The following is a 24,559-nucleotide window of genomic DNA, read 5'->3' as shown; positions in this document are numbered from 1 at the left end:
GCAGCGGGGCGACCCTCCGAAAGACCGGCGCCGTCTAAACCGCCGGGGTCATGGTGTGCTCTATCAGCCGAAGGCTACGCAAGGCGCGACTTGAGGCCCTCGAGCTCGGCCGTGATGCTCTTCGGCAGCGAGCCGCCGAAGCGTGCGAACCACTCCTCGAGGCCCGGGAGCTCCGCGTGCCACTCGTCGGCGTCAAAGCGCACGGCTTCCTCGACCTCGGCCTCGGTCATGTCCAGGCCGGTGAGGTCCAGGCTGTCCGCGGTCGGGACGAAGCCGATCGGGGTCTCGACGGCGTCGGCCGTGCCCTCGATGCGCTCGATCGCCCACTTGAGCACGCGCGAGTTGTCGCCGAAGCCCGGCCACGCGAACTTGCCGTCGCGAGTGCGGCGGAACCAGTTCACGAGGAAGATCTTCGGCAGGCGCGCCGGGTTGCCCTTCGCAGAGACGCGGACCCAGTGGTTGAGGTAGTCACCGGCGTCGTAGCCGATGAACGGCAGCATGGCCATCGGGTCGCGGCGCACGACGCCGACCGCCCCGGCCGCGGCGGCCGTGGTCTCCGAGGAGAGCGTGGCGCCCATGAAGATGCCGTTGGCCCAGCTGCGGGACTGCGTGACGAGCGGAACGGTCGTCTTGCGGCGGCCGCCGAAGAGGATCGCGGAGATCTCCACGCCGTTCGGGGCGAAGTACTCGGGGGCGAGCATGTCGATCTGGTCGATCGGCGTGCAGAAGCGCGAGTTCGGGTGGGCGGCGGGGCGTCCGGCGTCCGGCGTCCAGTCATTGCCCTGCCAGTCGGTGAGGTGGGCCGGGACCTCGTCGGTCATGCCCTCCCACCACACGCCGCCGTCGTCGGTGAGGGCCACGTTGGTGAAGATGCTGTTGCCCTTGGCGATGGCTCGCATCGCGTTCGGGTTGGTGCCCCAGCCGGTCCCGGGCGCGACGCCGAACAGGCCGGCCTCGGGGTTGACGGCGCGGAGCTCGCCCTCCTTGCCGAACCGCATCCAGGAGATGTCGTCGCCGAGGGTCTCGACCTTCCAGCCCTCGATCGTGGGATCGAGGAGCGCGAGGTTGGTCTTGCCGCACGCGGACGGGAAGGCCGCGGCGACGTTGTACACCTTGTTCTCGGGGCTGGTCAGCTTGAGGATGAGCATGTGCTCGGCGAGCCAGCCCTCGTCGCGGGCCATGACCGAGGCGATGCGCAGGGCGTAGCACTTCTTGCCGAGCAGCGCGTTGCCGCCGTAGCCGGAGCCGTAGGACCAGATGGAGCGCTCCTCGGGGAAGTGCACGATCCACTTCTCCGGGTTGCACGGCCACGCGACGTCCTCCTGGCCCTCCTCGAGCGGGGCGCCGACGGAGTGCAGGGCGGGGACGAAGAACGCGCGCGTCTCCTCGATCTTCTTCAGCACGTCGGAGCCGATGCGGGCCATGATGCGCATCGAGGCGACCACGTAGGCCGAGTCGGTGATCTCGACGCCGAACTTCGGGTCCTCCGCGTCGAGGTGGCCCATGACGAACGGGATCACGTACATGGTGCGGCCCCGCATCGAGCCGTCGAAGAGGCCCGTGAGCTTCTCCTTCATGGCGTCCGGGTCCATCCAGTTGTTGGTGAAGCCGGCGTCGCGCTCGTTCTTCGAGCAGATGAAGGTCTGCTCCTCGACGCGGGCCACGTCGGCCGGGTCCGAGAACGCGGCGAAGGAGTTGGGGAAGAGCTCCGGGTTCAGGCGCGTGAGGGTGCCGGCAATGACGAGCTCATCGGTCAGCTGGCGGTACTCCGCCTCGGAACCGTCGACCCAGTGGATGCGCTCGGGCTTGGTCAGCTCGGCGACTTCCTCGACCCAGGAGAGCAGCGGCTCGTACGTGGTGGGTGCTTCCGCGATCAGCGGCAGACGAGTTTCGCCCATGTCGGTCTCCTTTGTTGGGGTCGGCGTGTTCTTCCATGCTAGGGAAGGTGGTCTGTACCACCGGCCCCCAAGACGCTCGAAACGAGAGCGAAACATCCGAAAACTGCGGCTTTTCGGGGGTTCCGAGCGGGGAGGCCTCGTTTTAAGTGAGGAAGGTCACATAGACCGGTCTAGCTAATATGACTTCACGCGCGGGTGCCGAGCGACACACGTTCCCAATTTGGAGTTGGGGAGGTGTTCGCGTAAAGTTGTTCGAGGCCGAGCGGCGAGGGAACAAACCGCGCGGCAGGTAAGCGCCCATAGCTCAGCTGGATAGAGCGTCTGTCTACGGAACAGAAGGTCAGGGGTTCGAATCCCTTTGGGCGCACACATGAGGAGGACCCGGCCGGAAGGCCGGGTCCTCCTGTCGTTTCACCTCCCCTAGCTTTCTCTCCCCCGCTCGGGCCGCGGCCTGCCCCGTCGAATAGCATCGTGGGGTGGACAGCGAGTATGACGTCATCGTGATCGGAGCCGGAGCCGCCGGCGAGAATGCAGCGGACCGGGCGGTCAAGGGCGGCCTCACCGCGGCCCTCGTGGAGGGCGATCTGGTGGGGGGTGCCTGCTCGTACTGGGCGTGCGAGCCCTCCAAGGCGCTCCTCCGCCCCGGCGCCGCCCTGCGGGCCGCCCGCTCCGTCGCCGGCTCACGGGAGGCCGTCACAGGATCCCTCGACATTCCCCGGGTCCTCGCCCGGCGCGACGCGGCGGTCAACTCCTGGGACGACACCTCTCAGGCGGAGTGGGTCTCAGGTGCCGGCATCGAGCTCGTCCGCGGGCGAGCCCGGCTCTCCGGCGCGCGGCGCGTCGTCGTGAGCGACGACCGCGGCGACCATTTCACGCTCACGGCGCGGCACGCCGTCGTGCTCGCCACCGGTTCCGCGCCCGCCGTTCCGCGGATCCCCGGCCTCCACGACGTCCCGTTCTGGACCACCAAGGAGGCCACCAGCACGCACGAGGTCCCCGAGAGCCTCATCGTCCTGGGAGGCGGAGTCGCGGGGACGGAGCTGGCGCAGGCCTTCGGCCGGCTCGGCGCGCGCGTCACGGTCGTCGCCCGCGGCCCGCTCCTCTCGGCGTTCCCCGTGGACGCGCGCGGGCTGGTCGCCGAGGGCCTCGCGGCCGACGGCGTCGAGGTCATCGAGAACACCTCCGCCGAGCTGGTGGAGAACACGCACGACGGCGCCGTGCAGGTCACGCTCCCGGGCGGGCGCACGCTCGAGGCGGCTCGCCTGCTCGTCGCAACCGGGCGCCGTCCGGCGCTGGACGGGCTGGGGCTGCCCGCGTTCGGCGTCGAGCCGGTCTCGATGCGGGTCGACGAGACCGGCCGGGTGCAGGGCCTCTCCTGGCTCTACGCGGTGGGCGACTGCTCGGGCGGCCCCAAGCTCACGCACCAGGGCAAGTACCAGGCGCGCATCACGGGTGACGCCATCGCCGCCCGCGCCCGCGGCGAGCTCGCGCAGACCGAGACGGCCCAGCCCTGGAGCCCGTGGGCGCGCACCGCCGATCGGCTCGCCGTCCCCCAGGTTGTCTTCACCGATCCGGAAATCGGGATGGTCGGGCTCAGCGAGGAGGAGGCCTGGGAGGCCGGGCTCCGCGTCCGTCCGATCGCCGTGCCCATCAATGTCGCGGCCGCGTCGCTGCACGCCGAGGACTACAGCGGCTGGGCCCAGCTGCTCATCGACGAGGACCTCCGCACGGTCGTGGGCGCCTGCTTCGCCGGGCCGGACGTCGCCGAACTCCTCCACGCCGCTACGGTCGCGATCGTGGGCGAGGTTCCGCTGGACCGGCTCTGGCACGCGGTGCCGGCGTTCCCCACGCTCTCCGAGGTATGGCTGAGGCTCCTCGAGGCGTACGGCGTGTAGTCGGGCCGGAGGTCGCCCCCCCGGGGGAAGCGCGGGCGCACCGCTCTCAGTTTTGTACTGCCCGGTCAGTTTCCTACAATTGAGAGCATGCTTTCAGTTCGTGGTCTGACTGTCGTCGGCCGTCACGGCGACCTCGTGCCCCCGACCTCCTTCGAGGCGAGCGCAGGAAGCCTCACGCTCGTCCGCGCCGACGGGCAGGACGAGCGCACAGCTCTGGCGCTGGCGGCGAGCGGCCGCTACGCCCCGGACTCGGGGACCGCCGCGTGGGGTACGCCGAGGACGGCCAGGAAGGACCTGCGCGCCCTACGCAAGGCCGCAGCGCTCGTGGACTCCCCCGGCATCAACGAGGCCGAGCTGCACCTGAGCGTGCGCGACCTCGTCGCCGAGGACCTCGCCCTCCTCCCCCGGCGCCACCGCGGCGCCACGGACCCCAGAGCATGGCTCACGGTCCACGCCTTCGAGGACGTCGCCGGGGAGTGGGCCCGCAGCCTGCCGCCGCACCGGCGCGTCGAGCTCCTGACCGAGCTCGCCCTCGCGGACCCCGCGGTCCGCCTCCTCGTCGTCGACTCCCCCGACCGGCACTCAGACCGCGCCGGCGACTGGCTCCCGCGCCTCGAAGCCCTCGCCGGGAACCCGGGCCGCGCGCTCGCCGTCGTGGGCGTGGTCGCGGAGGTGCCACGGGGCTGGGAGGGGGCGGCCGCCGTCGTGGGCAATGCGGCACCAGCCGAGGGCGCGGAGTGCGGGGACCTCGCCCCGCGCGAGCGCGAGGAGGTCAGGGCATGACCGTGCTGCGCCTCGCCGGCTCCGAGCTCAAGCGCATGACCTACGGCTTGCTGCCCAAGCTCACGATCCTGGCCCTCACCATGGTCCCGCTCCTCTACGGCGCCGTCTACCTGTACGCGAACTGGGACCCGTACAGGAACATGGACCGGATCCCCGCCGCCCTCGTCGTGGAGGACCGGGGAACCGACGCGGCCGACGGCACCCGGCTCGACGCCGGGAACGACGTCGCGCAGACCCTCGTCGACGGGCACCTCTTCGACTGGCACCGCGTCTCGAGCCGGGCCGAGGCCGACGAGGGCGTCCGCACGGGCACCTACTCCTTCTCGCTGACCCTGCCGGCGGACTTCTCGGCGAACCTCGCCTCCCCCGGCAGCTTCGACTCGGCACAGCAGGCCATGCTCCAGGTCACCACGAACGACGCCAACAACTACCTCCTCTCAACGATCGTGGACAAGGTCACCACAGCGGTGCACGACGCCGTCGCCAAGCAGGTGGGCACGGAGACCGCGGCGAAGCTGCTCACCGGCTACGGGACGATCCATGCCCAGCTCGTGACAGCCTCCGACGGCGCGGCCCAGCTCGCCGAGGGCCTCGACGCGCTCAAGGGCGGCTCGGCGCAGCTCGCGGACGGCACGGCGCAGGTGAGCAGCGGGGCCGGCCAGCTCGTGGCCGGACAGACCCAGCTCCGCGACGGTGCGGTCAGGCTCCGTGACGGTTCCGCGCAGCTCGCCGCCGGCCTCGGAACGCTCGAGCAGAAGACGGCGACGCTCCCGGCGGACACGCAGCGGCTTGCCGACGGCGCGGCCCAGGTCGCGGCCGGGAATGCCGCCCTCAATGACAGGGTCCAGTCCACGGTGGCCGCCGCAGACGCGGCCGACGCGGGCCTCCAGGATCGAGTCCGGGCCTCCGCCCAGAAGCTCGTGGCCTCAGGCGTCCTGACCCAGGCACAGGCGGACCGGATGGTTGCGGATGTGGCCGGCGCGCAGTCCTCGACGCCGGCCTCCGACGCCCGCGCCCGGCTCCACACCGCGGCGGCCCAGGTCCAGCAGCTCGCCACGGGCTCCCGCCAGGTCGCCGACGGCGCGGCCCGGCTCGCAGCGGGCATGCCCGCCCTCACCTCGGCCATCGGCCAGGCGTCCGACGGCGCGGACTCGCTGTCCGCGGGCGCCGCGCAGCTCGCCTCGGGCGAGCAGGCGGCCCTCGAGGGCACCCAGCGGCTCGCAGACGGCGCGGCCCAGGCGTCCGACGGCGCCGCCCAGCTCCGCGACGGCGCCGCGCGGGCCGACTCCGGCGCGCACGGTCTCGCAGACGGCCTTGCCGCCGGAGCGGGGAAGGTCCCGAACCCGTCCGAGAAGCAGACCGAGGACGTCTCGAAGGTCATGGGCGACCCGGTCGCCGTCGACCGCGTCTCGCAGACCGCCGCCGGCTCCTACGGCGCCGGCCTCGCCCCGTTCTTCCTCTCGCTGTCCATGTGGGTCGGGATCTTCATGCTGACCCAGGCGATGCGCCCCGTGACCCTGCGGGCCCTCGCCTCCAACGCCCCCGCGTGGAAGGTCGCCGTGGGCGGCTGGCTCCCGTTCGTCGCGGTGGCCGCCGCGCAGGCCACGCTCCTGACGCTGGTCGTGGACTTCGCGCTGGGGCTCCATCCCGCGCACCCCGTGCTGATGTGGCTGTTCCTGCTGCTGGGCGGCATGGCGTTCAGCGCTCTGATCCACGGCATCATCTCGCTTGTGGGGACAGCGGGAAAGTTCGTGGTGCTGATCCTGCTCATCCTGCAGCTCGTGTCCTCCGGTGGGACCTTCCCGTGGGAGATGACGCCGGAGCCGTTCAGGATCGCCCACCAGATCCTGCCCATGGGCTACGTGGTCAACGGCATGCGGCACCTCATCTACGGCGGCGACCTGTCCGGCGTCCTGCCGATCGTCGTCGGCCTGATCGGCTACACGCTGCTCGGCGGCCTGCTCAACGTTCTGGGCACCCGGAGGAACATGACGTGGCGACTCAAGACGCTGCAGCCCGAGATCGCCGTATGAGCGCCCGGAGGACCGGCACGAGGGAACGGCTCTTCGCCGCCGCGATGGAGCTCATCGGGCAGCGCGGGACCGACGCGGTGACGGTCGACGAGATCGCAGCCGCCGCCGGCGTGGCCAAGGGCACCGTCTACTACAACTTCGGCAGCAAGAACGAGCTCGTCGCCCAGCTCCTCGAGTACGGGATGGCTCTGCTCATGGACGCACTGCGTCCCGGGCACGTGCAGGCAGGGGGTGACCTCGGCGGCACAGGGGGTGACCTCGGCGGCACAGGGGGTGACCTCGGCGGCACGGGGGGTGACCTCGGCGAGGTGCGGGGGATGGTCGAACGGGCCCTCGGCTTCATCGAGGCGTACCCGGCGTTCGTGCGGCTGTGGATGGGCGAGCAGTGGCGGGCGGACGGCGCCTGGCAGCCGGTCCTCAGCGGGATGCGGGCGCGGGTCGTGGCCGAGATCCGTGCCGCCCTGGAGCGGCTCGCTGCCCGCAGGCGGCCCCGCGAGGGGCAGGACCTCGACATGGTCGCCCTCGCGGTCTTCGGCGCGGCATTCGTGGTCGGCACGGACCGGGCGGCGGACGGGGCGCGCCCGCTGGGACCCTCCATCGAGGCGGTCGTGGGCGTCGTCGCGGGAGCCTTCGAACCGCCCGAACAGGTCCGCGCCGCGCCACGAAAATCCGAATCCCAGTCGTAACAGCAGAAACTCTGGTATCAGCTCCACAATGGAAGCATGCCCGCCGCGAAGTCCCGTTTCCTGCCACTGCGCACCAGCGCCCGGGCGACGCTGTGGAGCGCCGGCGCGGCCGCGGCGCTCGCGGCGGCGGCCGCGCTGACGCTCGACGGCGGGCTGGCTTCGCTGGCCCTGCTGGGCATCGGAGCGTTCATCGCCTCCGCCCTGTACGCGGTGCTCGCCATGTCCCGCTATGTCGTGGCAGGCGTGGCCGCTGCGGGATCCGCCCTCGCGATCGGAGCAGGCCTCGCGTTCCTCCGGCTCATCGGCCTCGCCTGGGACACGGACCCGACGGTGGTCACGTCCGTCTCCAGCCGCGATGCCGACCCGTTCTTCCTGGGCGCGCTGGCTGCCGGCGCAGCCACCCTCACGGTGCTGCTCGGCGGTGCCGTGTGGCCGGAGACCCGCCGGACAGCCCGCTCCCCACGCCGGCCCGCGACGCGACCCGGGCAGCGCCCGGGCGGCACGGCAACCCGTCCAGGTCCCGGCCGGATCCCGGCCAGGACGGCAGCGCGGCCCGCACCGGTTCGCACCGCCGTCGCCGCGGCTCCGCGCCGCCCGGGCCGTGCGGCGTCGTCCGCGGTCAGCCCCTCTTCTTCGCGCGCGGCGCGGCGAAGTGCGTGAGGCGGGCGTCCTGACCGTCGAGTTCGGCCCACGGCGTCTCGGTCTCGAGCACGGCGAGGCCCGTGGTGGGGAAATGGCTCGCGGCGTCCATGTAGGCCTCGTGCTCCGAGTCCCGGGACGCGAGGCGCAGGACGAGGTCCTGCACACCGGGCATGTGCGAAATGACCAGCAGTGTGCGCACGGTCTCCGGGACGTGGTTCACGACGGCGAGCATGCGGGCGGCGCTGGCGGCGTACAGGCCTGACTCGAGCTTGGGCGTGGGGGCCTTGTCGCCGAGCTCCTCGCACACCCACGTGCACGTCTGCCTCGTGCGGAGCGCCACCGAGCAGAGGATGAAGTCCGGCACGATGTGGTGCCTGAGCAGCCACTTCCCCGCCTCGGGGGCGTCGGCGTGCCCGCGCTCCGCGAGCGGCCTGTCGGCGTCGGCGACTCCGACCGGCCACGCCGCCTTCGCGTGCCGGAGGACGACGAGGCGCTTGAGGTGGTGCTTGCTCACGCCACTAGCCTACGGGGCGCGGTGGAGGGGGCCGGTGCCTGCCGGCTCCCCCGTGGCAGCGGCTAGATGGAGTACTCGGGCGCGGCCCAGACGATGACCTCGGGGTGCTCGTAGAACCGGTAGCCCTGCCCGCGCACGGTGCGGACAGTGTTCGCCAGACGACCGAGCTTGGACCGCAGACGGCGGATGTGAACGTCGATCGTGCGCTCGTTCGGGATCTCCTCGGCGTTCTTCCAGAGGCCCTCGAGCAGCTCGTCACGGCTCACGGTACGCGTACCGTTCTCCACGAGGAAGTTCAGGAGCTCGAACTCCTTGAACGTCAGGTTCAGGGTCTCGCCGTCGAGGTGGACCTCGCGGCGGGCGAGGTCGATGAGGACGCCGGCCGGGCGGGCGTCCGACTGCGGGGCCGGACGGGGCTCGGGGCGCTGCTGGCGGGCCGCGATGGTCGGGTCGCCGAAGGTGGAGCGCACGACGTCGAGCGAGGAGCCGGGTGCGGAGGCCGGCGCCACCGCGACGGCCGCGTAGCTCTCGACGCCCTCAACGAGGTTCTGCGCGTACGCGCGGATCTCCTGGGCGATGCGCGCGATCGAGGTGCCGGCCGCGGCGGCCTGCTGCTCGGACAGGCCCACGTAGAGGACGAAGCCGTGCGCGACGTTGTCCGGGGTGACCGCCCGCACCGGCTCAGGCCCTGCGGGGACGACCGGGGTGGGAGCGGTGATCGGGGCGTAGTCCTCGGCCAGGGAGCGGAAGGGCTGGGCTGGCCGCAGCCCCTGCTGGGCTCCGGGGTGGGCCGGGGCATCGGCCTGGCCCGGGAAGCGCGAGCCGAACGGCTGCCGGTGGCCCGGCTGGGACTTCTGGGCGTTGCGGACAGAGATGTGGACGTAGCCGGAAGCAACAGACATGGATCAGACCTCGAGAGAACTAGCCGTGAAGGCTTCGAATGCGGAGCAGATCGCCCGCGTGGGAAGGTGCTGCCCGACGCTGGGCGGAGGAACGACTGGGGCTAAACGCTGGGGTGGTGCAGTCAGCTCGACATTCGACAACAGCACGGCTCGAGGCTGGCGGGTGAGCCAGCGAGGGCTACTGCGGCTGCAGGTGCTGTTGAGTCTTTGTTCACACTGAGAGTGTGCGGCGTAACAATGCCTACAGGCAAGTAACAATGCCGCTTTCGTCTCACATGGTGAGATGCGGAAGTCCTTTGTGATCACGATCACGATTCGGCGCACGCCCGTTATGAATCAAGATTTTCATAGTTCCGGAGAATGGTTGAGCTTTTGTCGAAGGATCTTCGACGAAAGGACGTCTCCAGTTCATCTTCCGTTGAAGTGGCCGGAGTCTCACAATGCGGACGGTCGTGGACGCGCGTTAGAGACCCGGCCCTGTCAGGTAGACAACCGACCCTTCGGTCAGCTAATGCCGGCGCCAAATCTGCCGTTACCCAAATGTGACAATGGCGGAAGCTTCCCGTACGGTGTATGGGTGCCCGCAGAACGGCGGGTGCCCACGGGACCCGCTCGCCGAACTCTGCCGGCGGCCCGTTGCGTTCAGTGCAAGGCAGAGACGGAGGACCCACCTGGCGGCCGCGCCCGCTCTCCCGAGCGGAGGTGCGCCCTTGGGGTGAAGCCCATGCCCATCGGCAGGGCCGGATGGCTCGCATCCGAACCCGACAGCTAACTTCGCAGGCGCCAACGAGAGGCCCATCCGCTTTGAGCAAGTCCCCCTTCCGCGCTGCCCCGCGCCCTCATGGCCGCCGCCGCGCCTTCGACCACTCCTCCCCCCTCGCCCGCATTGCGGCGTCCTCGGGCGCCAAGTCCGGCGGCGCGTTCGACAAGCTCGGCCACCGCAGCGCCGTCGTCGCACTGTCCCTCGGCCTGCTCGCGGTCGCCGGAGGCGGCGCGGCAGCCACGGCCAACGTGAACGGCCTGGCCCGCACCTCGTCTGTCGAGGCCAGCATTCCCGAAGCCTCGGGCGATTCGATCGCCCAGTCGATCGCCGCCGGCCCCACCGAGCAGGCGGCCCTCCGCGCTGACGCCGCTGCTTCGAAGGCCGCGGCGGAGCAGGCGGCTGCGGACCAGGCAGCTGCCGAGAAGGCCGCCGCGGACCAGGCTGCCGCTGCCAAGGCTGCCGCCGACCAGGCAGCGGCGGACCAGGCGGCGGCCGCAAAGGCTGCCGCCGACAAGGCTGCCGCGGACAAGGCAGCGGCGGACAAGGCAGCCGCCGCGCTAGCCGCCCAGCCCGTCGATGACCCCGCGGGCGCCAAGGCGTACGCCGCGAGCCGCCTCGCCGCCTTCGGCTGGGGCCAGGACCAGATGAGCGCCCTCGAGACCCTCTGGACCAAGGAGTCGGGCTGGAGGACCACCGCGACCAACGCCTCGAGCGGCGCGTACGGCATCGTCCAGTCGCTCCCGGGCTCGAAGATGGCGAGCGTCGGCGCCGACTGGCAGACCAACTACCGCACCCAGATCGACTGGGGCCTGAACTACATCAAGTCCCGGTACGGCTCCCCCGCCAACGCCCTCGCCTTCCACCTCGCCAACAACTGGTACTGATGACCAGCTGGCAGTGACCCGCGGCCCGAACGGCGGCAGCAGGGGGACAAAGCACGACGGCGCCGCCCACTTCAGCGCGAGGTGGGCGGCGCCGTCGTGCGCGGCAGGACGTCGGGGGTCAGCTGCTCGAGCCGGCTGATGCCGAGGCCGCGCTCACGGTGAGCGCCGAGAGGCCGTCCTTGAGGGCCGCGATGCTCACGGTCTGGCCGGTGGCGAGGCTCGACGACGACCCGGACGATGACCCTGACTGGGACCCCCGCTGGCTGCGGCCCGCCGTCCGGCTGAGGTACTCGGTCTGGGCGGTCAGTGCGTAGGTCTGCTGGAACCCGTCGGTGCTCTTCACGGTCACGGATCCCGATGACACCGCGGTGATGGTGCCAGTCTGCATGACCATCGTCACGTTCTGGCTGTCCCGCAGCACCACGTACTCGCCGTGCAGCACCTGTCCCATGGTGCCGGCGCCCATGCCGGCGGGGCCGAAGCCGTCCGGCGCCGCGGCGCCCGCCGCACGGCCATCCTGGCCGAAGCCGGACTGGCCGCCTGCGCCGGGCTGGCCGCCCGCGCCCGTCTGGCCCCCGCCGCCCGGCGCGGATCCCGCGCCGCCGGTGGAGCCGGTCGCCGCGTACACGGCGGCCCCGGCGCCCGCTGCGAGCACGACGGCGATGCCGGCCGCGGCAAGCCCCTTCTGGGTGCGGGACATCCCGCGCCGGCCCGGTCCCTGGGGAGGAGCGGCGCCCCAGCCGGCCGCGGGCTGGCCCTGCTGGGGTGTCGGGGCACCCCATCCGGCGGCGGGCTGGGCGCCCTGCTGCCACGCGGCGTCGTGCGTCCCTGCCGGCACGCTCGGCTTGACGGAGGGCCGCGCCTGCTGGCCTGGCCGGTTCGGGTTCTGGCCTGGCTGGGTGTGGCCGGGTTCGTGGGGCCTCTGCTGGTCTTCGCCGGACATTGAATCCTCCTGGGGTCGTGGTGTCCTGCTCCCAAGAGTTCGTTCCGTCCCTGTGGCGACGCTGTGCCACCCTGCAGGACTGGCTGTGACCGGGGATAGTCTGGTCAGCGCGGGCCTCCACAGCTCGCTCAAAGCTGAGGCTCAGGCTGGGACTAAACCGTCACGGGAGGCTGGAACCATGGCAAGCCCCTTCTCCGTCAACAATCTGCCCGCCCTCACGCACCCCGATGGGACCCCGATCCGTGCCCTCGTGGTGGACGACGAGCCAAGCCTCGCGGACCTCATGAGCATGGGCCTGCGCATGGCCGGCTGGAGCGTGCAGATCGCCGGGGACGGGCCCGCGGCTGTCGCCGCCGCGCGGGACTTCCGCCCGGACGTGCTGGTGCTGGACGTCATGATGCCCGGCTTCGACGGCGTCGAGGTGCTCGGCCGGATCCGCCAGTTCATGCCGGAGGTCCCCGCGCTGTTCCTGACCGCGAAGGACGCGGTCGAGGACAGGATCACGGGCCTCGCCGCAGGCGGGGACGACTATGTCACGAAGCCGTTCAGCATGGAGGAGGTCATGCTCCGCCTGCACCGCCTCGTGCAGCGCTCGGGCGTGGCGGCGCAGGACGACGCCGAACTCGTGGTCGGAGACCTCGTCCTGAACACGGACACGCGCGAGGTGACCCGCGGCGGCGAGGACATCCAGCTCACCGCCACCCAGTTCGAACTCCTGCGCTACCTGATGGAGAACCCCAAGCGTGTCATCAGCAAGGCCCAGATCCTCGACCGGGTGTGGCAGTACGACTTCGGCGGCCAGGCGAACATCGTCGAGCTGTACATCTCCTACCTGCGCAAGAAGATCGACGTCGACCGGCCCCCGATGATCCACACCGTGCGCGGCGCCGGCTACGTCATCAAACCAGCCGACGGGTGATGGCCTCCGTGGGATCCCTCTCCGCCGCCGAGCCGCGTCCCGGGCACAGCTGGCGCAACCCGGACACGTGGCACCTGCGGACCAAGCTCGTCCTGGCCACGATGCTCCTGCTCGTGGTGATCTGCTCCGTGGTGGGCACGCTCCTCTACGCCTCCATGGACCGCGTGCTCACGCAGCAGCTCGACGCGCAGCTCGCCCAGGCGAGCCACCGCGCCGCCGAGTTCGGCTCCCCGAGCGGCTCCGCGGGCACCCGCCCCGACCCGCTCGAGGCCCGAGGACAGGGCGCCGGCACCCTCAACGCGCGCGTCGCCGAGGGCAATGTGGCCGTCGGCGGCCTCATCTCCGCGGACGGCAAGCGGCTCTCGCTCCAGCAGTCCGACGCCGTGAAGCTCGCCTCGCTGCCCGTCTCGTCCCAGCCGCCGGGCGACAACAGCGGGCTCGGCGCCACGACCGCCGTCGACCGCAGCCTCAGCGTGGGCGAATACCGCCTCGTCGCGGTCCAGACCGCGTACGGCGACGTGGTGGTGACCGGGCTGCCGCTCGCCCAGAAGCAGGCCACCCTCGGCTCCCTCGTCCTGACAACGCTCCTCGTCTCGCTCGGCGGGCTCGTGCTTGTCGGGCTGCTGGGGACGTGGATCATCCGCCGCACCATGAAGCCGCTCGAGGAGCTCTCCCGCGTCGCGGGGCAGGTCGCCCAGCTCCCGCTCGACGCCGGCGAGGTCGCCCTCGCGGTGCGGGTGCCGGCGTCGGCCGCCCACCCCGGGACCGAGGTGGGGCAGGTGGGGAACGCCCTCAACCGGATGCTCGACAACGTCGCGGGCGCGCTCGAGGCTCGGCAGGCCTCCGAGACGCGCGTCCGCCAGTTCGTAGCCGACGCGTCCCATGAGCTGCGCACCCCGCTCACCGCGATCCGCGGGTACACGGACATGCTGAAGATGACCGAGCCCCTCACGGAACAGGGGACGGAGTCGCTCGGGCGGGTCGAGTCCCAGTCGCAGCGCATGACCCGGCTTGTCGAGGACCTCCTCACGCTCGCCCGGCTCGACGAGGGCCAGGCCCTCAAGCTCGGCCCGGTGGACCTCACGCAGCTGCTCGTCGAGACCGTCACAGACCAGAAGGTCATCGCCCCGGACCACATCTGGCGGCTCGACCTCCCGGACGAGCCGCTCGAGATCAGGGCGGACGGGGCAAAGCTCCACCAGGTCTTCGTGAACCTGCTCTCCAACGCGCGCAAGCACACCCCGGCCGGGACGACCGTGACCGCCTCCGTAGGCAGGTCCGCCCGCGGCGAGGCCGTCATCACGGTGGTTGACGACGGCCCGGGAATCCCGGCGGAGCTGCAGGAGCGCGTGTTCTCGCGGTTCGCCCGGGCCGACCAGGCCCGCACCGCGAGCGGAGGCGAGGGGTCCACCGGGCTCGGCCTCTCGATTGTGGAGGCGATCGTCGCCGCGCATGGGGGGACGGTCGAGCTGACGTCGCGGCCCGGGCGGACGGAATTCGCCGTGTACCTGCCGGCGGCTTAGGCGGGTCAGCCCGAGGCCTGGGCGGACTCCGGCTGGGACGCGTCCGCGCGGGGCGCGGCCTCCCGGAGGCTGGGCCGGGTCGCCATGAAGGTGCCGGCGAGGACCAGGAGGGCCCCGATGACGATGGGCACGGTCAGGGGGTCGCCGTGCAGGCTCACCCCGAGAGCGAGTGCGACGACCGGGTTGACGTACGCGATCGCAGTCGCGCGCGCCGGCCCGGCCTCCGCGATGAGCCGGAAGAACAGCAGGAACGCGACCGCCGTGCACAGCAGGCCCAGAAGCGCCAGCGAGCCGAGGGCATTCGCAGAGGGCACACCGGCGGGCCAGGTCAGGGCCGCGAACGGCGCCGAAACCACGGCGGCGACGCTCAGGCACACCGCGGTCATCGGCAGCGCGGGCACGTCGCGCAGCTTCACGGCGGCGATCTGCGGCGCAACGGCGTAGCCGACGGCGACGAGCAGCATCTCGGCGATGGGCCACGGCCCGGACGCCTGCATCCCGCCACCCCCGAGGAGCGCGACTCCGCCGACCGCCACGACGAGGCCGATGATCCGCAGGCCCCCGATCCGCTTCTCGAGGCCGATCCCCCGCGCCACGACGAGGGCGAGCACCGGAGCGAACGCGATGAGGAGCCCGGCCAGCGAGCTCGTGATCGACCGCTCCGCGTCGCTGAGCAGGAACCACGGCCCCACCATCTCGAGCAGCGCGAAGGCGAGCACGGGCCAGCGGTGCTCCCACACCGTCCGCAGGCCCCTCCACGCGAACGGCAGGAGCACGACGGCGCCGATCGCCGTCCGCGCGAACACGACGACGGCAGGGCTCACCTCGGCAACAGCCTCGCGGATGAGGAGGTAGGGGACGCCCCAGATCAGGCTCATGGCGGCGAAGAGCGCCCACGTGCGGCGGGTCATGTCGGGGCCCCGGCGCGGCGGATGGTGCTGGTCACCCGACCACGATAGGACCCGCCACCGACAGCCGTAACCATTCGGGCCTGCCCGAATCCGAGCGGTGCCGGGAGGCGGGTGCCGGCGCTCACAGTTCCGGCACAGGATCACGCTAAGGCCGTCATAAGCGCGCCCGCGAAAGTCGTAGGCATGACGCTCACGGACCCCACAACGACGGCCTCCGCCGCTGACCCAGCCCCCGGGGCAGGCGAGCCGACCGCGCAGGCGGACGGCGGCGTCGTGCGCCTTCCCGCCGCGTCCGCGCCCCGCCCGGGTACGGCGATCGCCACGGCCGCGCTCGACGCCGCCGGCATCCCCGTCCTCGATGTCACCGTCCCCGTGTACAACGAGGAGAAGGACCTCGAGGAGTGCGTGCGGCGGCTCCACACGCACCTGGGCGCGACGTTCCCACACGGCTTCCGGATCACGGTCGCGGACAACGCCTCGACGGACGGCACGCTCCGCGCAGCAGAGCGGCTCGCCCGGGAGCTGCCCGAAGTCCGCGCGGTGCACCTGGCCGCGAAGGGCCGCGGCAACGCCCTGCGGACGGTGTGGCTCGCCTCGGATGCCCCGATCCTGGCGTACATGGACGTGGACCTCTCGACCGACCTCAACGCGCTGAGCCCCCTCGTCGCCCCGCTCCTCTCGGGCCACTCCGACCTCGCGATCGGCACGCGGCTGGCCCGGACGTCCCGCGTGGTGCGGGGCCCCAAGCGCGAGTTCGTCTCGCGCTCCTACAACTTCCTGCTCCACTCGCTCATGGGCGCCGAGTTCTCCGACGCGCAGTGCGGCTTCAAGGCCATCCGTTCCGACGTGGCCCAGCAGCTCCTCCCCCACACCCTGGATTCGGCATGGTTCTTCGACACCGAGCTGCTGGTCCTCGCCGAGCGCTGCGGCCTGCGCTGCCACGAGGTCCCCGTGGACTGGACGGACGACCCCGACTCGAAGGTCGACGTGGTCCGGACGGCCCTCGACGACCTCCGCGGGATGTACCGGCTCACGAAGGACATGGCCCGGGGACGCATCCCCCTCGCCCAGCTCCGCGGGGCCCTCGCGCGCGGCCCCCTGCCTGCCACCGTCCCCACGCCCGACGCGGGCGGCAGGGGCGGCCTCCTCGGCCAGCTCGTGCGTTTCGGCGCGGTCGGCGCCTTCTCGACGGTCGCCTACATGGCCCTGTACCTCCTGGGCCGCACGTTCCTCGACCCGCAGTGGGCCAACTTCGCCGCCCTCCTGATCAGCGCCATCGCGAACACGGCTGCCAACCGCCGCTTCACCTTCGGCGTGCTCGGCCGGGCGCGCCTCGCGACCCACCACCTCGCGGGGCTCGCCGTCTTCGCCCTCGGGTGGGCGCTCACCTCCGGCTCCCTCGCCGGGCTGCACGCGCTCACGACGCCGGGGCGCTGGCTCGAGCTCGCGGTCGTCACCGCGGCGAACCTTGCCGCGACGGCGCTCAAGTTCCTCCTGTTCCGCCAGTGGCTGTTCCGCCGCCGCGCGTGACCCGCGGGATCTGACCTCCAGGACGTGACTCCCAGAAGGTGACTCCCAGAAGGTGACCTCCAGAAAGACCGAAAGGCTTCTCCCCATGACCGCATCCCTCACCCCCGACGCCCCGGCGACCACGCCGTCCGGCGAGCGGACGGCGCCGGGTTCCTCCCGCCGTCGTGCGCGCACCCGGCCCGAGTGGCGCCGCGTCGCCTTCGGCGCGGACCAGCCGCGCTGGGTCCGCCCCTCCGCCGCGGCGCTCCTCGTCGCAACGGCCTTCACCTACCTCTGGAACCTCACCAACTCCGGCTGGGCCAACGAGTTCTACGCGGCCGCGGTCCAGGCCGGCAGCAAGGACTGGACCGCCTGGTTCTTCGGCTCGATCGACGCCGGCAATGCCATCACCGTGGACAAGCCGCCCGCGGCGTTCTGGCTCCCCGGGCTCCTGGGCCGGATCTTCGGCTTCAACTCCTTCACCATGCTCCTGCCCGAGGCGCTCATGGGCGTCGCGGCCGTGGCCCTGCTGTACGCCGCGGTCAAGCGTGTGAGCGGGCCAGCCGCGGGCCTCATCGCCGGCGCGGCGCTCGCGGCCACCCCCGTCGCGGCGCTCATGTTCCGGTTCAACAACCCGGACGCAATGCTCACGTTCTGCCTCGTCGCCGCGGCCTACATGACCGTCCGCGCGATCGAGAAGGCCGGGTGGAAGTGGCTCACGGGCGCGGGCACGCTGATCGGCCTGGCGTTCCTGACCAAGATGCTCCAAGGCGTCATCATCGTCCCGGCGCTCGGCCTGGCCTACCTGTGGGCCGCCCCGACCACGCTGGGGCGCCGCCTGCTGCACCTGCTCGGAGCGCTGGGCGGGATCGTCGCCGTCGCGGGCGCCTACATCCTTGCCTTCACGCTCACGCCCGCGAGCGCGCGCCCCTACATGGCCGGTTCGCAGACCAACAGCTTCCTCGAGCTCACCTTCGGGTACAACGGGCTCGCGCGCATCTTCGGCAACCGCGCGGGGGGCGGACAGGGCGGGTTCGGCGGCGCGGGAGCCCCCGGCGGCCCGGGCGGCGGCAACGCGGGCTTCGGAGGGACCGCGGGGATCCTGCGCATGTTCGGCCCGAGCTTCGGCACCGAGATCTCCTGGCTCCTCCCCGCAGCGCTCATCCTGCTGGTCGCCGGCCTCTGGTTCACCCGCCGCGCCGTCCGGACGGACCGCGTCCGCGCCTCGCTTGTTGTCTGGGGCGGCTGGACGCTGCTGACCGCGGCCGTCTTCAGCTTCATGACCGGGACTGTCCACCCGTACTACGCGGTCGCGCTGGCTCCCGGGATCGCCAGCGTCGTCGGCATCGGCTCCGCCGAGCTGTGGCGCGGCCGAGCCTACTGGCCCTCCCGGATCGTCCTCGCGGTGACGGTGCTCGCCACGAGCATCTGGACGGCCGTGCTCCTCGGCCGCGACGCGTCGTGGCTGCCCTGGCTGCGGGTCGTCATCGTGGTCCTGGGCGTCCTCGCTGCCGTGGGCCTCCTGGTCCGCGTCGACCGGATCAGGGCCGGCGCCGTCGCAGTCGCCGTCGCGGCCCTGCTGGCCGGCGGCCTGGGCACCGCCGCGTTCACGGTCGCCACGGCCTCGGTGGGCCACAGCGGAGCGATCCCCACGTCCGGCCCGTCCGGCTCCGAGGGGTTCGGCGCAGCACGCGCCGGCTTCGGGCAGGCTCGCGACCGCGCCGCAGCCGAGGGAGGCCAGACCGTCGAGGCCACCCGCCAGCCTGCAGCCGGTGTCGGCGGCCCGGGCGGCCCCGGCGGGGCGTCCGCCTCGAGCGAGGTCGTCGCGCTCCTGCAGCAGACCACCACCAAGTGGTCGGCCGCGACAAACGGCTCCAACTCGGCGGCCGCCCTCGAACTGGCCTCCAACACGAATGTGATCGCGATGGGTGGCTTCACCGGCAGCGACCCGTACCCGAGCCTCGACGAGTTCAAGGCGCTCGTCGCCGACGGTGAGGTCACCTACTACATCGCCGGCGGAGGCATGGGCGGCGGCTTCGGGGGCCGCGGCGGCGGCACCGACACCTCGGCGATCGCGCAGTGGGTCGAGGCGAACTTCCAGGCCCAGACTGTCGGCAGCACCACCGTGTACAGGCTGGTGGGCTGATGGCCGTCGATTCCCCCTCCCGTCCGGGCGCCACCCCCTCCCGTCTGGGGGTCACCTCCCGGAGGTCACGTACCGCGGGGGCGCACGACGGCGCCCGGCCGGCCACCGCAGCCGGCGCCGTGCGGCGGCGGGCCGAGCTCGGCGTCGTTCTCGCCGCGATCACCGTGCTCTACGTGTGGGACCTGGGGGCGAGCGGGTGGGCCAACGCGTTCTACTCGGCGGCGGCCCAGGCCGGCAGCCAGAGCTGGGAGGCGTTCTTCTTCGGTTCCTCGGACGCGGCGAACTCGATCACGGTCGACAAGCCGCCCGCCGCGCTCTGGATCATGGGCCTCTCGGTCCGGCTCTTCGGGCTCAGCCCATGGTCGATCCTCGTCCCTCAGGCCCTCATGGGCGTGGCCACCGCGTGGATCCTGTACCTCGCGGTGCGCCGTGCCGCCAGCCCCGCGACCGGGAGCGACGGTGCGGCGCACGCGGCGGGGCTCCTCGCCGCCGTCGTGAGCGCCGTGACTCCCGTCGCGGCGCTCATGTTCCGGTTCAACAACCCCGACGCGCTCCTCGTCCTGCTCATGACGGCCGCCGGGTACGCGACGATCCGGGCCATCCAGGGCGGGCACGCCCGGTGGCTCCTGGCGGCCGGCGCCCTGCTGGGCCTCGGCTTCCTCACCAAGCAGCTGCAGGTGCTCCTCGTGGTGCCCGGCTTCGCACTGGCGTACCTGTGGGCGGCGCCGCAAGGCCTCGGGAAGCGGCTTCTCCATCTGGGCGGAGCGCTCGCGGCGATGGCAGTCGCCGCCGGATGGTGGGTCGCGGCGGTCGAACTCGTCCCCGCGAGCGCACGGCCCTACATCGGCGGGTCCCAGACCAACTCGATCCTCGAGCTCACCTTCGGGTACAACGGGCTCGGGCGGCTCAGCGGCAACGAGGTCGGCTCGGTGGGCGGAGGCAACGGGTGGGGCCAGAGCGGGCTGCTGCGTCTGTTCTCGTCCTCGTTCGGCGGGCAGATCGCGTGGCTCCTGCCCGCAGCCCTCATCCTCGGCGCTGCCCTCCTCTGGGCGGGTCGGCGGGCGCCGCGCACCGACGCGGTGCGCGCCTCGGTGATCATCTGGGGCGGCTGGGTCCTCGTCACGGGGCTCACGTTCAGCCTCATGGAGGGCATCATCCACGAGTACTACAGCGTGGCCCTGGCCCCGGGGATCGCGGCCCTCGTGGGCCTCGGCGGGGCGGTGCTGTGGCAGCGGCGGCGCGGTGCGATCGACGGCGCGGCCCTCGCCGCGGCCGTCGCGGCCGCCGGCCTCATGGGCGCGACGCTCCTGGGCCGGGCGAGCGGCTTCGTGCCGTGGCTCGCGTGGGTGGTCGCTGCCGCCGGTCTCGCCGCGGCCGCCGTGGTGCTCGCTGGGGCCGTCGGGCTGGGGCTCCCGGGGTGGGCCGGACGCACGACGGCGGCACTCGCCGTCGTGGGCGCCCTCGCCGGGCCGCTCGCATTCACACTCCAGACGGTCGGCACGCCGCACTCGGGGGCGATCGTGACGGCGGGGCCCTCCTCGGGGTTCGGGCCAGGGGGCGGCCAACGCGGAACAGCGGCCCGTGCGTTCCCCGGGCGCGCCCAGGGCGCGCCCACCGCCGGGCAGGGCGCATCCGGCGGTGCCCCAGCCGGCTTCGGCGGAGGCCGCGGAGGCGCCGGCGGACTCCTGGGCGCGACCACGCCGTCGTCCGAGCTGGTCGCTGCCCTGACGGCCGACGCGTCCGGGTACACGTGGGCGGCAGCCGTCGTGGGCTCCAACAACGCGGCCGGGTACCAGCTCGCGACCCAGCTGCCCGTCATGGCCCTCGGCGGGTTCAACGGCACGGACCCGAGCCCCACCCTCGCCCAATTCCAGCAGCTCGTCGCTGATGGGAAGATCCACTGGTTCATCGCCGCGAACATGATGCAGGGCAGCTCGGGTTCCGATGCCGCCCGCGAGATCGCGGCATGGGTCGAGGCGGACTTCCCGGCCCAGACGATCGGAGGGACGACCGTGTACCGGCTGGGCTGAGCTCTGCCGCAACCGCGGCAGTGGCGGCTACGGTGGGCCCATGGCGGATTCCGAGATCCTGCACGTGGACGGGCCCGACGGCGTTCGGGAAGTCAAGCTGAGCAGCCCCGACAAGGTGCTCTGGCCCGGCGTCGAGGGCGGTGAGCCCCTGACCAAGCGCGACCTCGCCCGGTACCTCATCGCGGTGGCCCCGGAGTTCCTGCGGCTCAACGGCGACCGGCCGATGACGCTGCAGCGCTTCCCCGAAGGGATCGACGGCGAGGAGTTCTTCTCCAAGCGGCCGCCGCGGGGCGCGCCGTCGTACCTGCGGACGGTGACGTGCACGTACCCGTCGCACCGGCGCCACGACCAGCTCGTGTTCGACGAGGCCGCCGCGCTCGCGTGGGCGGCGCAGATGGGAACGATCACCTTCCATCCGTGGCCGGTGCGCACTGCGAACCTGGACAACCCCGACGAGCTGCGGATCGACCTCGACCCGCAGCCCGGACGGGGATTCGGCGATGCGGTCACCGCGGCGCTCGCGCTCCGGGAGGTCATGGCGGAGGCCGGGCTCACCGCCTACGCGAAGACCTCGGGCAACAGGGGCGTCCACGTCTACGCGCGCATCCGGCCCACGCACGAGTTCCAGCACGTGCGGCACGGCGTCATCGGGATCGCGCGTGAACTCGAGCGGCGCATGCCGGACCTCGTGACCACGTCATGGTGGAAGGAGGAACGCGGCGAACGGGTCTTCGTCGACTTCAACCAGGCCAACCGCGACCGCACGATCGCCGCGGCCTATTCCCCCCGGCCCCTGCCGCACGCGCCGGTCTCGACCCCGCTGACGTGGGACGAGCTCCCCGACGCCGACCCGCGCGCCTTCACCGTCCGCACGGTTCCCGGGCTCCTGGCCGCACGGGCCTGCCCGTGGGCGGATATCGACGCGGCGCCTGGCGACATCGCGGGTGCCCTTGCCCTGTGGGACGCAGACCTCGAGCGCGGGCTCGGCGAGCTCAACTTCCCGCCGGACTACCCCAAGATGCCTGGGGAGCCGCCGCGGGTGCCGCCGAGCAAGCGCAAGGCAGACCGCGCCGACGAGGACTACTCGGCGCCCAAGGCCGAGCGCGACGCCGAATGGGGCACCGCGATCGCTCCCCCGTACGGGCCGATGCTGGCCAAGCCGGTCAAGAAGCTGCCGACCGGCGAGTACCTCTACGAGCCCAAGTGGGACGGCTTCCGCTCGATCGTCTGGCGCTCCGGAGACCGGGTGGAGATCGGATCGCGCAACGGCCTGCCCATGACGCGCTACTTCCCCGAGCTCGTGCAGGCCTTCGTGGCGAACCTGCCCGACCACTCGGTCATCGACGGCGAGATCATCCTCGTGGACCCGGACACCGGCGACCGGCTCAGCTTCGACGCCCTCCAGCAGCGCATCCACCCCGCGGCCTCCCGCATCGCCAAGCTCAGCGCCGCGACGCCTGCGAGCTTCGTGGCCTTCGACCTGCTCGCCCTGGGCCAGGCCAACTACGTGGAGCGCCCCTTCCGGGAACGGCGCGCGGCGCTCGAGGAGGTGCTCAAGAACGCGGCGCCCCCGGTCTACCTCACCCAGGCGACCGCCGATCCGGAGACCGCGCTCGAGTGGTTCCGCGCCTTCGAGGGCGCCGGCCTGGACGGCGTCATCGCCAAGCCGCTCGGGGAGCCCTATGCCGAGGACAAGCGGGTCATGGCCAAGCTCAAGCACGAGCGCACGGCGGACTGCGTCGTGGCCGGCTACCGGCTCTACAGGAACGAGCCCGACGCGATCGGGTCCCTGCTCCTGGGACTGCATGACGCCGAGGGCCGGCTCCATTCGGTGGGTGTCATCGGGGCATTCCCGATGGCCCGCCGCAAGGAGCTGTTCGAGGAGCTGCAGCCCCTCGTGACCACGTTCGAGGGGCATCCCTGGGCGTGGGCGCAGCCGGCCGAGGTCCTGCCCGACAACCGCGACCAGTCGATTCCCCGCACCCCCACCGCAGCGGCGCACTCGCGCTGGAACGCGAACAAGGACCTCTCGTTCATCCCGCTCCGGCCGGAACGCGTGGTCGAGGTCAAGTACGACCACATGGAGGGCGACCGCTTCCGCCACACCGCACAGTGGGTCCGGTGGCGCGAGGACCGCTCACCGGAGTCGTGCACCTATGACCAGCTCGAGGAGCCGGTCAGCTACGACCTCTCCTCGGTCCTCTCCCCGGGCCAGCGGGCGTAGGCAGGATTCACCCGTTGGGCCGATTCGGCAGGTACTGGATGGCCCAGTGGTTGCCGTCGGGGTCGTCGAACGTCGTGAAGTGGCCCCATTCGAGTACCCGGACGTCCGTGACCTCGACCCCGCGGGACGCGAGCTCGTCGTGGGCCTTCTCGATGTCGGCCACCACGATCTGCAGCGAGGACGTGCCCGGCGGGCTCTCCGACAGGCCTTCCCCGAAGGCGATCGAGCAGGCAGAGCCGGGCGGCGTGATCTGCACGAAGCGCAGCTCGTCGCTGACCCGCTGGTCGTAGTCGAGGTGGAAGCCGACCTTGTTGACGTAGAAGTCGATCGCGCGGTCGACGTCGGTGACGGGGATGAAGGCCAGTTCGAGTTTCCAGTCCATGCGCTCACGCTAGGCGCGCACGACGGCGGCGGGAACCCTCGCGCGGGCCGCTTGCGGACGGGTCGTGTCCGCATCCGTGGAGGAGACCGAAAAAAAGTTCCTGCAGTGCGTGACCTTCTGCGTGGGGGTGTCGGTTGGACAGGTGAAGGCCCGCTGAGCGGGCCTCGTCCTTGGTCTCGATCCCCCAGGAGTCTTCCGCATGTCGCTGTTCACTGTCCTCGCCTCGAGCAAGATCGCCGCGAGCGCCGCCGCCGTCGGTGCCCTCACCGTCGCGGGCGTCGGGTCCGCCGCCTACACCGGCTCCCTGCCCACGCCGGCACAGCAGGTCGCCCACAACGTCCTCGGCGCTCCCGCCCCCGCGCTCGATGAGGCCAAGGGTGCCGCCACCGCCGCGAAGTCCGCCGTGACGGACGAGGCCTCCACGGCCACGGCCGCAGCAACCGAGGCCGCAGACAAGGCCACCGGCACCGCGAAGTCCGCCGTCGCCGACGCCCAGGGCGCCGCGGCCGACGCGGCTGCGAAGGCCGCCGCCACGAAGGCCGGCGCTTCCGCTTCCGTCGACGCCGCCGGCATCGACCTCCCCGGCCTCTGCACGGCGCGCGCCAACGGCGGCCTCGACGCGGCGTCGTCGGCCTACAAGTCCCTGACCCTCGCGGCGAACGGCGAGGCGAACGTCAACGTGTTCTGCGCTGACGTGCTCAAGGCTTCGGCCACCGGCTCCGCCGGCGCGAACGGCGCCGTCGCGGCTCCCGCTGCCCCGGCCGTCCCGGCAGTCCCGACCCTTCCCGCCGCCCCGGCGCTCCCGTCGGCCCCGGCGCTGCCGGATGTCGCGAACGCGCCGTCGGCCCCGGCGCTCCCGAGCGATGCCGCTTCGGCCCTGACGCGATAGTTCGGTAGGCTCGTGCACCGTGCCGTGGAGTCCGCACCCCGGGCTCCACGGCACGAGGCGTAGGCCGGCGCGGACAGCGCCAC

The 24,559-nt window shown here is 72.2% G+C and carries 19 protein-coding genes, 1 tRNA gene and 1 riboswitch; of the genes, 14 read left to right on the top strand and 6 right to left on the bottom strand.

The annotated features are described in order from the left end of the window. Nucleotides 1-74: 74 nt before the first annotated feature. Nucleotides 75-1,898 (bottom strand): phosphoenolpyruvate carboxykinase (GTP), encoded by a 1,824-nt coding sequence (locus CGQ25_RS02010; protein WP_208711577.1) that lies wholly within the window; start codon nucleotides 1,896-1,898, stop codon nucleotides 75-77. 293 nt (nucleotides 1,899-2,191) lie between these two features. Between CGQ25_RS02010 and CGQ25_RS02005 the strand changes: the two genes are divergently transcribed. The 6 genes from CGQ25_RS02005 to CGQ25_RS01980 all read left to right on the top strand — a co-directional run bounded on the left by CGQ25_RS02005 (nucleotide 2,192) and on the right by CGQ25_RS01980 (nucleotide 7,955). Beyond that, nucleotides 2,192-2,265 (top strand) — tRNA-Arg (locus CGQ25_RS02005). A 109-nt stretch (nucleotides 2,266-2,374) separates the two neighbouring features. Next, nucleotides 2,375-3,793, top strand: coding sequence for an NAD(P)/FAD-dependent oxidoreductase (locus tag CGQ25_RS02000; RefSeq protein ID WP_255405510.1), 1,419 nt, complete (start codon nucleotides 2,375-2,377; stop codon nucleotides 3,791-3,793). An 87-nt stretch (nucleotides 3,794-3,880) separates the two neighbouring features. Beyond that, nucleotides 3,881-4,576, top strand: a complete 696-nt coding sequence (locus CGQ25_RS01995; protein WP_208711576.1) for an ABC transporter ATP-binding protein — start codon at nucleotides 3,881-3,883, stop codon at nucleotides 4,574-4,576. Beyond that, nucleotides 4,573-6,609, top strand: a complete 2,037-nt coding sequence (locus CGQ25_RS01990) for a YhgE/Pip domain-containing protein (RefSeq protein ID WP_208711575.1) — start codon at nucleotides 4,573-4,575, stop codon at nucleotides 6,607-6,609. Before CGQ25_RS01995 ends, CGQ25_RS01990 begins: the two co-directional genes overlap by 4 nt. Then, complete coding sequence (locus CGQ25_RS01985) at nucleotides 6,606-7,295, top strand: TetR/AcrR family transcriptional regulator (RefSeq protein ID WP_208711574.1); 690 nt, start codon at nucleotides 6,606-6,608, stop codon at nucleotides 7,293-7,295. Before CGQ25_RS01990 ends, CGQ25_RS01985 begins: the two co-directional genes overlap by 4 nt. A 36-nt stretch (nucleotides 7,296-7,331) precedes the next feature. Continuing rightward, on the top strand, nucleotides 7,332-7,955 hold the full coding sequence (locus tag CGQ25_RS01980; protein ID WP_208711573.1) for a hypothetical protein: 624 nt from the start codon (nucleotides 7,332-7,334) through the stop codon (nucleotides 7,953-7,955). Here the strand turns inward: CGQ25_RS01980 and CGQ25_RS01975 are convergent. Together CGQ25_RS01975 and CGQ25_RS01970 are read right to left on the bottom strand one after the other, a co-directional pair. Beyond that, nucleotides 7,915-8,451, bottom strand: a complete 537-nt coding sequence (locus CGQ25_RS01975) for a histidine phosphatase family protein (protein ID WP_208711572.1) — start codon at nucleotides 8,449-8,451, stop codon at nucleotides 7,915-7,917. The two genes, CGQ25_RS01980 and CGQ25_RS01975, sit on opposite strands and share 41 nt — an antisense overlap. A 62-nt stretch (nucleotides 8,452-8,513) precedes the next feature. Beyond that, a complete protein-coding gene (locus tag CGQ25_RS01970; RefSeq protein WP_208711571.1) occupies nucleotides 8,514-9,353 on the bottom strand; it encodes a winged helix-turn-helix domain-containing protein in 840 nt (279 codons plus the stop codon). Nucleotides 9,354-9,956: 603 nt separating this feature from the next. Next, a riboswitch (cyclic di-AMP (ydaO/yuaA leader) is annotated at nucleotides 9,957-10,151 on the top strand. 6 nt (nucleotides 10,152-10,157) lie between these two features. Here CGQ25_RS01970 and CGQ25_RS01965 point away from each other — a divergent pair. Then, the gene (locus CGQ25_RS01965; protein WP_208711570.1) at nucleotides 10,158-11,000 is read left to right on the top strand and encodes a hypothetical protein; all 843 of its coding nucleotides are present in this window, start codon (nucleotides 10,158-10,160) and stop codon (nucleotides 10,998-11,000) included. Between the two features lie 118 nt (nucleotides 11,001-11,118). On the opposite strand, the gene CGQ25_RS01960 is transcribed toward CGQ25_RS01965, so the two are convergent. Continuing rightward, nucleotides 11,119-11,943: a hypothetical protein gene (locus tag CGQ25_RS01960; RefSeq protein ID WP_208711569.1), complete on the bottom strand. Its 825-nt coding sequence runs from the start codon at nucleotides 11,941-11,943 to the stop codon at nucleotides 11,119-11,121. 178 nt (nucleotides 11,944-12,121) lie between these two features. Between CGQ25_RS01960 and CGQ25_RS01955 the strand changes: the two genes are divergently transcribed. After that, on the top strand, nucleotides 12,122-12,862 hold the full coding sequence (locus CGQ25_RS01955; protein WP_208711568.1) for a response regulator transcription factor: 741 nt from the start codon (nucleotides 12,122-12,124) through the stop codon (nucleotides 12,860-12,862). An 8-nt stretch (nucleotides 12,863-12,870) separates the two neighbouring features. After that, on the top strand, nucleotides 12,871-14,385 hold the full coding sequence (locus tag CGQ25_RS01950) for a HAMP domain-containing sensor histidine kinase (RefSeq protein ID WP_255405509.1): 1,515 nt from the start codon (nucleotides 12,871-12,873) through the stop codon (nucleotides 14,383-14,385). A 5-nt stretch (nucleotides 14,386-14,390) separates the two neighbouring features. On the opposite strand, the gene CGQ25_RS01945 is transcribed toward CGQ25_RS01950, so the two are convergent. Next, nucleotides 14,391-15,296 (bottom strand): DMT family transporter, encoded by a 906-nt coding sequence (locus CGQ25_RS01945; protein WP_208711566.1) that lies wholly within the window; start codon nucleotides 15,294-15,296, stop codon nucleotides 14,391-14,393. 183 nt (nucleotides 15,297-15,479) lie between these two features. Between CGQ25_RS01945 and CGQ25_RS01940 the strand changes: the two genes are divergently transcribed. From CGQ25_RS01940 to CGQ25_RS01925, 4 genes are all read left to right on the top strand, one after another. Continuing rightward, a complete protein-coding gene (locus CGQ25_RS01940; protein WP_208711565.1) occupies nucleotides 15,480-16,826 on the top strand; it encodes a bifunctional glycosyltransferase family 2/GtrA family protein in 1,347 nt (448 codons plus the stop codon). A gap of 85 nt (nucleotides 16,827-16,911) precedes the next feature. Next, the gene (locus tag CGQ25_RS01935) at nucleotides 16,912-18,951 is read left to right on the top strand and encodes a glycosyltransferase family 39 protein (protein WP_208711564.1); all 2,040 of its coding nucleotides are present in this window, start codon (nucleotides 16,912-16,914) and stop codon (nucleotides 18,949-18,951) included. Then, nucleotides 18,951-20,981 carry a glycosyltransferase family 39 protein gene (locus tag CGQ25_RS01930; protein ID WP_208711563.1) on the top strand — a complete coding sequence of 677 codons (2,031 nt, stop codon included), beginning with the start codon at nucleotides 18,951-18,953 and terminating at the stop codon, nucleotides 20,979-20,981. The genes CGQ25_RS01935 and CGQ25_RS01930 overlap by 1 nt, the downstream gene beginning before the upstream one ends. A gap of 40 nt (nucleotides 20,982-21,021) precedes the next feature. Then, nucleotides 21,022-23,205: an ATP-dependent DNA ligase gene (locus tag CGQ25_RS01925; protein WP_208711562.1), complete on the top strand. Its 2,184-nt coding sequence runs from the start codon at nucleotides 21,022-21,024 to the stop codon at nucleotides 23,203-23,205. A 7-nt stretch (nucleotides 23,206-23,212) separates the two neighbouring features. Here the strand turns inward: CGQ25_RS01925 and CGQ25_RS01920 are convergent, their stop codons facing one another. Beyond that, nucleotides 23,213-23,587 carry a VOC family protein gene (locus CGQ25_RS01920; RefSeq protein WP_208711561.1) on the bottom strand — a complete coding sequence of 125 codons (375 nt, stop codon included), beginning with the start codon at nucleotides 23,585-23,587 and terminating at the stop codon, nucleotides 23,213-23,215. 199 nt (nucleotides 23,588-23,786) lie between these two features. On the opposite strand from CGQ25_RS01920, the gene CGQ25_RS01915 reads away from it, so the two are divergent. Then, nucleotides 23,787-24,476: a protein tyrosine phosphatase gene (locus CGQ25_RS01915; RefSeq protein WP_208711560.1), complete on the top strand. Its 690-nt coding sequence runs from the start codon at nucleotides 23,787-23,789 to the stop codon at nucleotides 24,474-24,476. The last annotated feature ends 83 nt before the right edge of the window (nucleotides 24,477-24,559 follow it).

This window comes from Sinomonas sp. R1AF57 (genome assembly GCF_002224485.1).
GTDB lineage: Bacteria > Actinomycetota > Actinomycetes > Actinomycetales > Micrococcaceae > Sinomonas > Sinomonas flava.
Note: the sequence above shows the minus strand (reverse complement) of the source record. Positions and strands in the feature narration are given on the sequence as shown.

What these genes read in the sequence shown, in the direction of transcription:
- CGQ25_RS02010 (WP_208711577.1), bottom strand. Translation starts at nt 1,898, where the DNA reads ATGGGCGAAACTCGTCTGCCGCTGATCGCGGAAGCACCCACCACGTAC.
- CGQ25_RS01995 (WP_208711576.1), top strand. Translation starts at nt 3,881, where the DNA reads ATGCTTTCAGTTCGTGGTCTGACTGTCGTCGGCCGTCACGGCGACCTC.
- CGQ25_RS01990 (WP_208711575.1), top strand. Translation starts at nt 4,573, where the DNA reads ATGACCGTGCTGCGCCTCGCCGGCTCCGAGCTCAAGCGCATGACCTAC.
- CGQ25_RS01985 (WP_208711574.1), top strand. Translation starts at nt 6,606, where the DNA reads ATGAGCGCCCGGAGGACCGGCACGAGGGAACGGCTCTTCGCCGCCGCG.
- CGQ25_RS01980 (WP_208711573.1), top strand. Translation starts at nt 7,332, where the DNA reads ATGCCCGCCGCGAAGTCCCGTTTCCTGCCACTGCGCACCAGCGCCCGG.
- CGQ25_RS01970 (WP_208711571.1), bottom strand. Translation starts at nt 9,353, where the DNA reads ATGTCTGTTGCTTCCGGCTACGTCCACATCTCTGTCCGCAACGCCCAG.
- CGQ25_RS01960 (WP_208711569.1), bottom strand. Translation starts at nt 11,943, where the DNA reads ATGTCCGGCGAAGACCAGCAGAGGCCCCACGAACCCGGCCACACCCAG.
- CGQ25_RS01955 (WP_208711568.1), top strand. Translation starts at nt 12,122, where the DNA reads ATGGCAAGCCCCTTCTCCGTCAACAATCTGCCCGCCCTCACGCACCCC.
- CGQ25_RS01945 (WP_208711566.1), bottom strand. Translation starts at nt 15,296, where the DNA reads ATGACCCGCCGCACGTGGGCGCTCTTCGCCGCCATGAGCCTGATCTGG.
- CGQ25_RS01940 (WP_208711565.1), top strand. Translation starts at nt 15,480, where the DNA reads ATGACGCTCACGGACCCCACAACGACGGCCTCCGCCGCTGACCCAGCC.
- CGQ25_RS01935 (WP_208711564.1), top strand. Translation starts at nt 16,912, where the DNA reads ATGACCGCATCCCTCACCCCCGACGCCCCGGCGACCACGCCGTCCGGC.
- CGQ25_RS01930 (WP_208711563.1), top strand. Translation starts at nt 18,951, where the DNA reads ATGGCCGTCGATTCCCCCTCCCGTCCGGGCGCCACCCCCTCCCGTCTG.
- CGQ25_RS01925 (WP_208711562.1), top strand. Translation starts at nt 21,022, where the DNA reads ATGGCGGATTCCGAGATCCTGCACGTGGACGGGCCCGACGGCGTTCGG.
- CGQ25_RS01920 (WP_208711561.1), bottom strand. Translation starts at nt 23,587, where the DNA reads ATGGACTGGAAACTCGAACTGGCCTTCATCCCCGTCACCGACGTCGAC.
- CGQ25_RS01915 (WP_208711560.1), top strand. Translation starts at nt 23,787, where the DNA reads ATGTCGCTGTTCACTGTCCTCGCCTCGAGCAAGATCGCCGCGAGCGCC.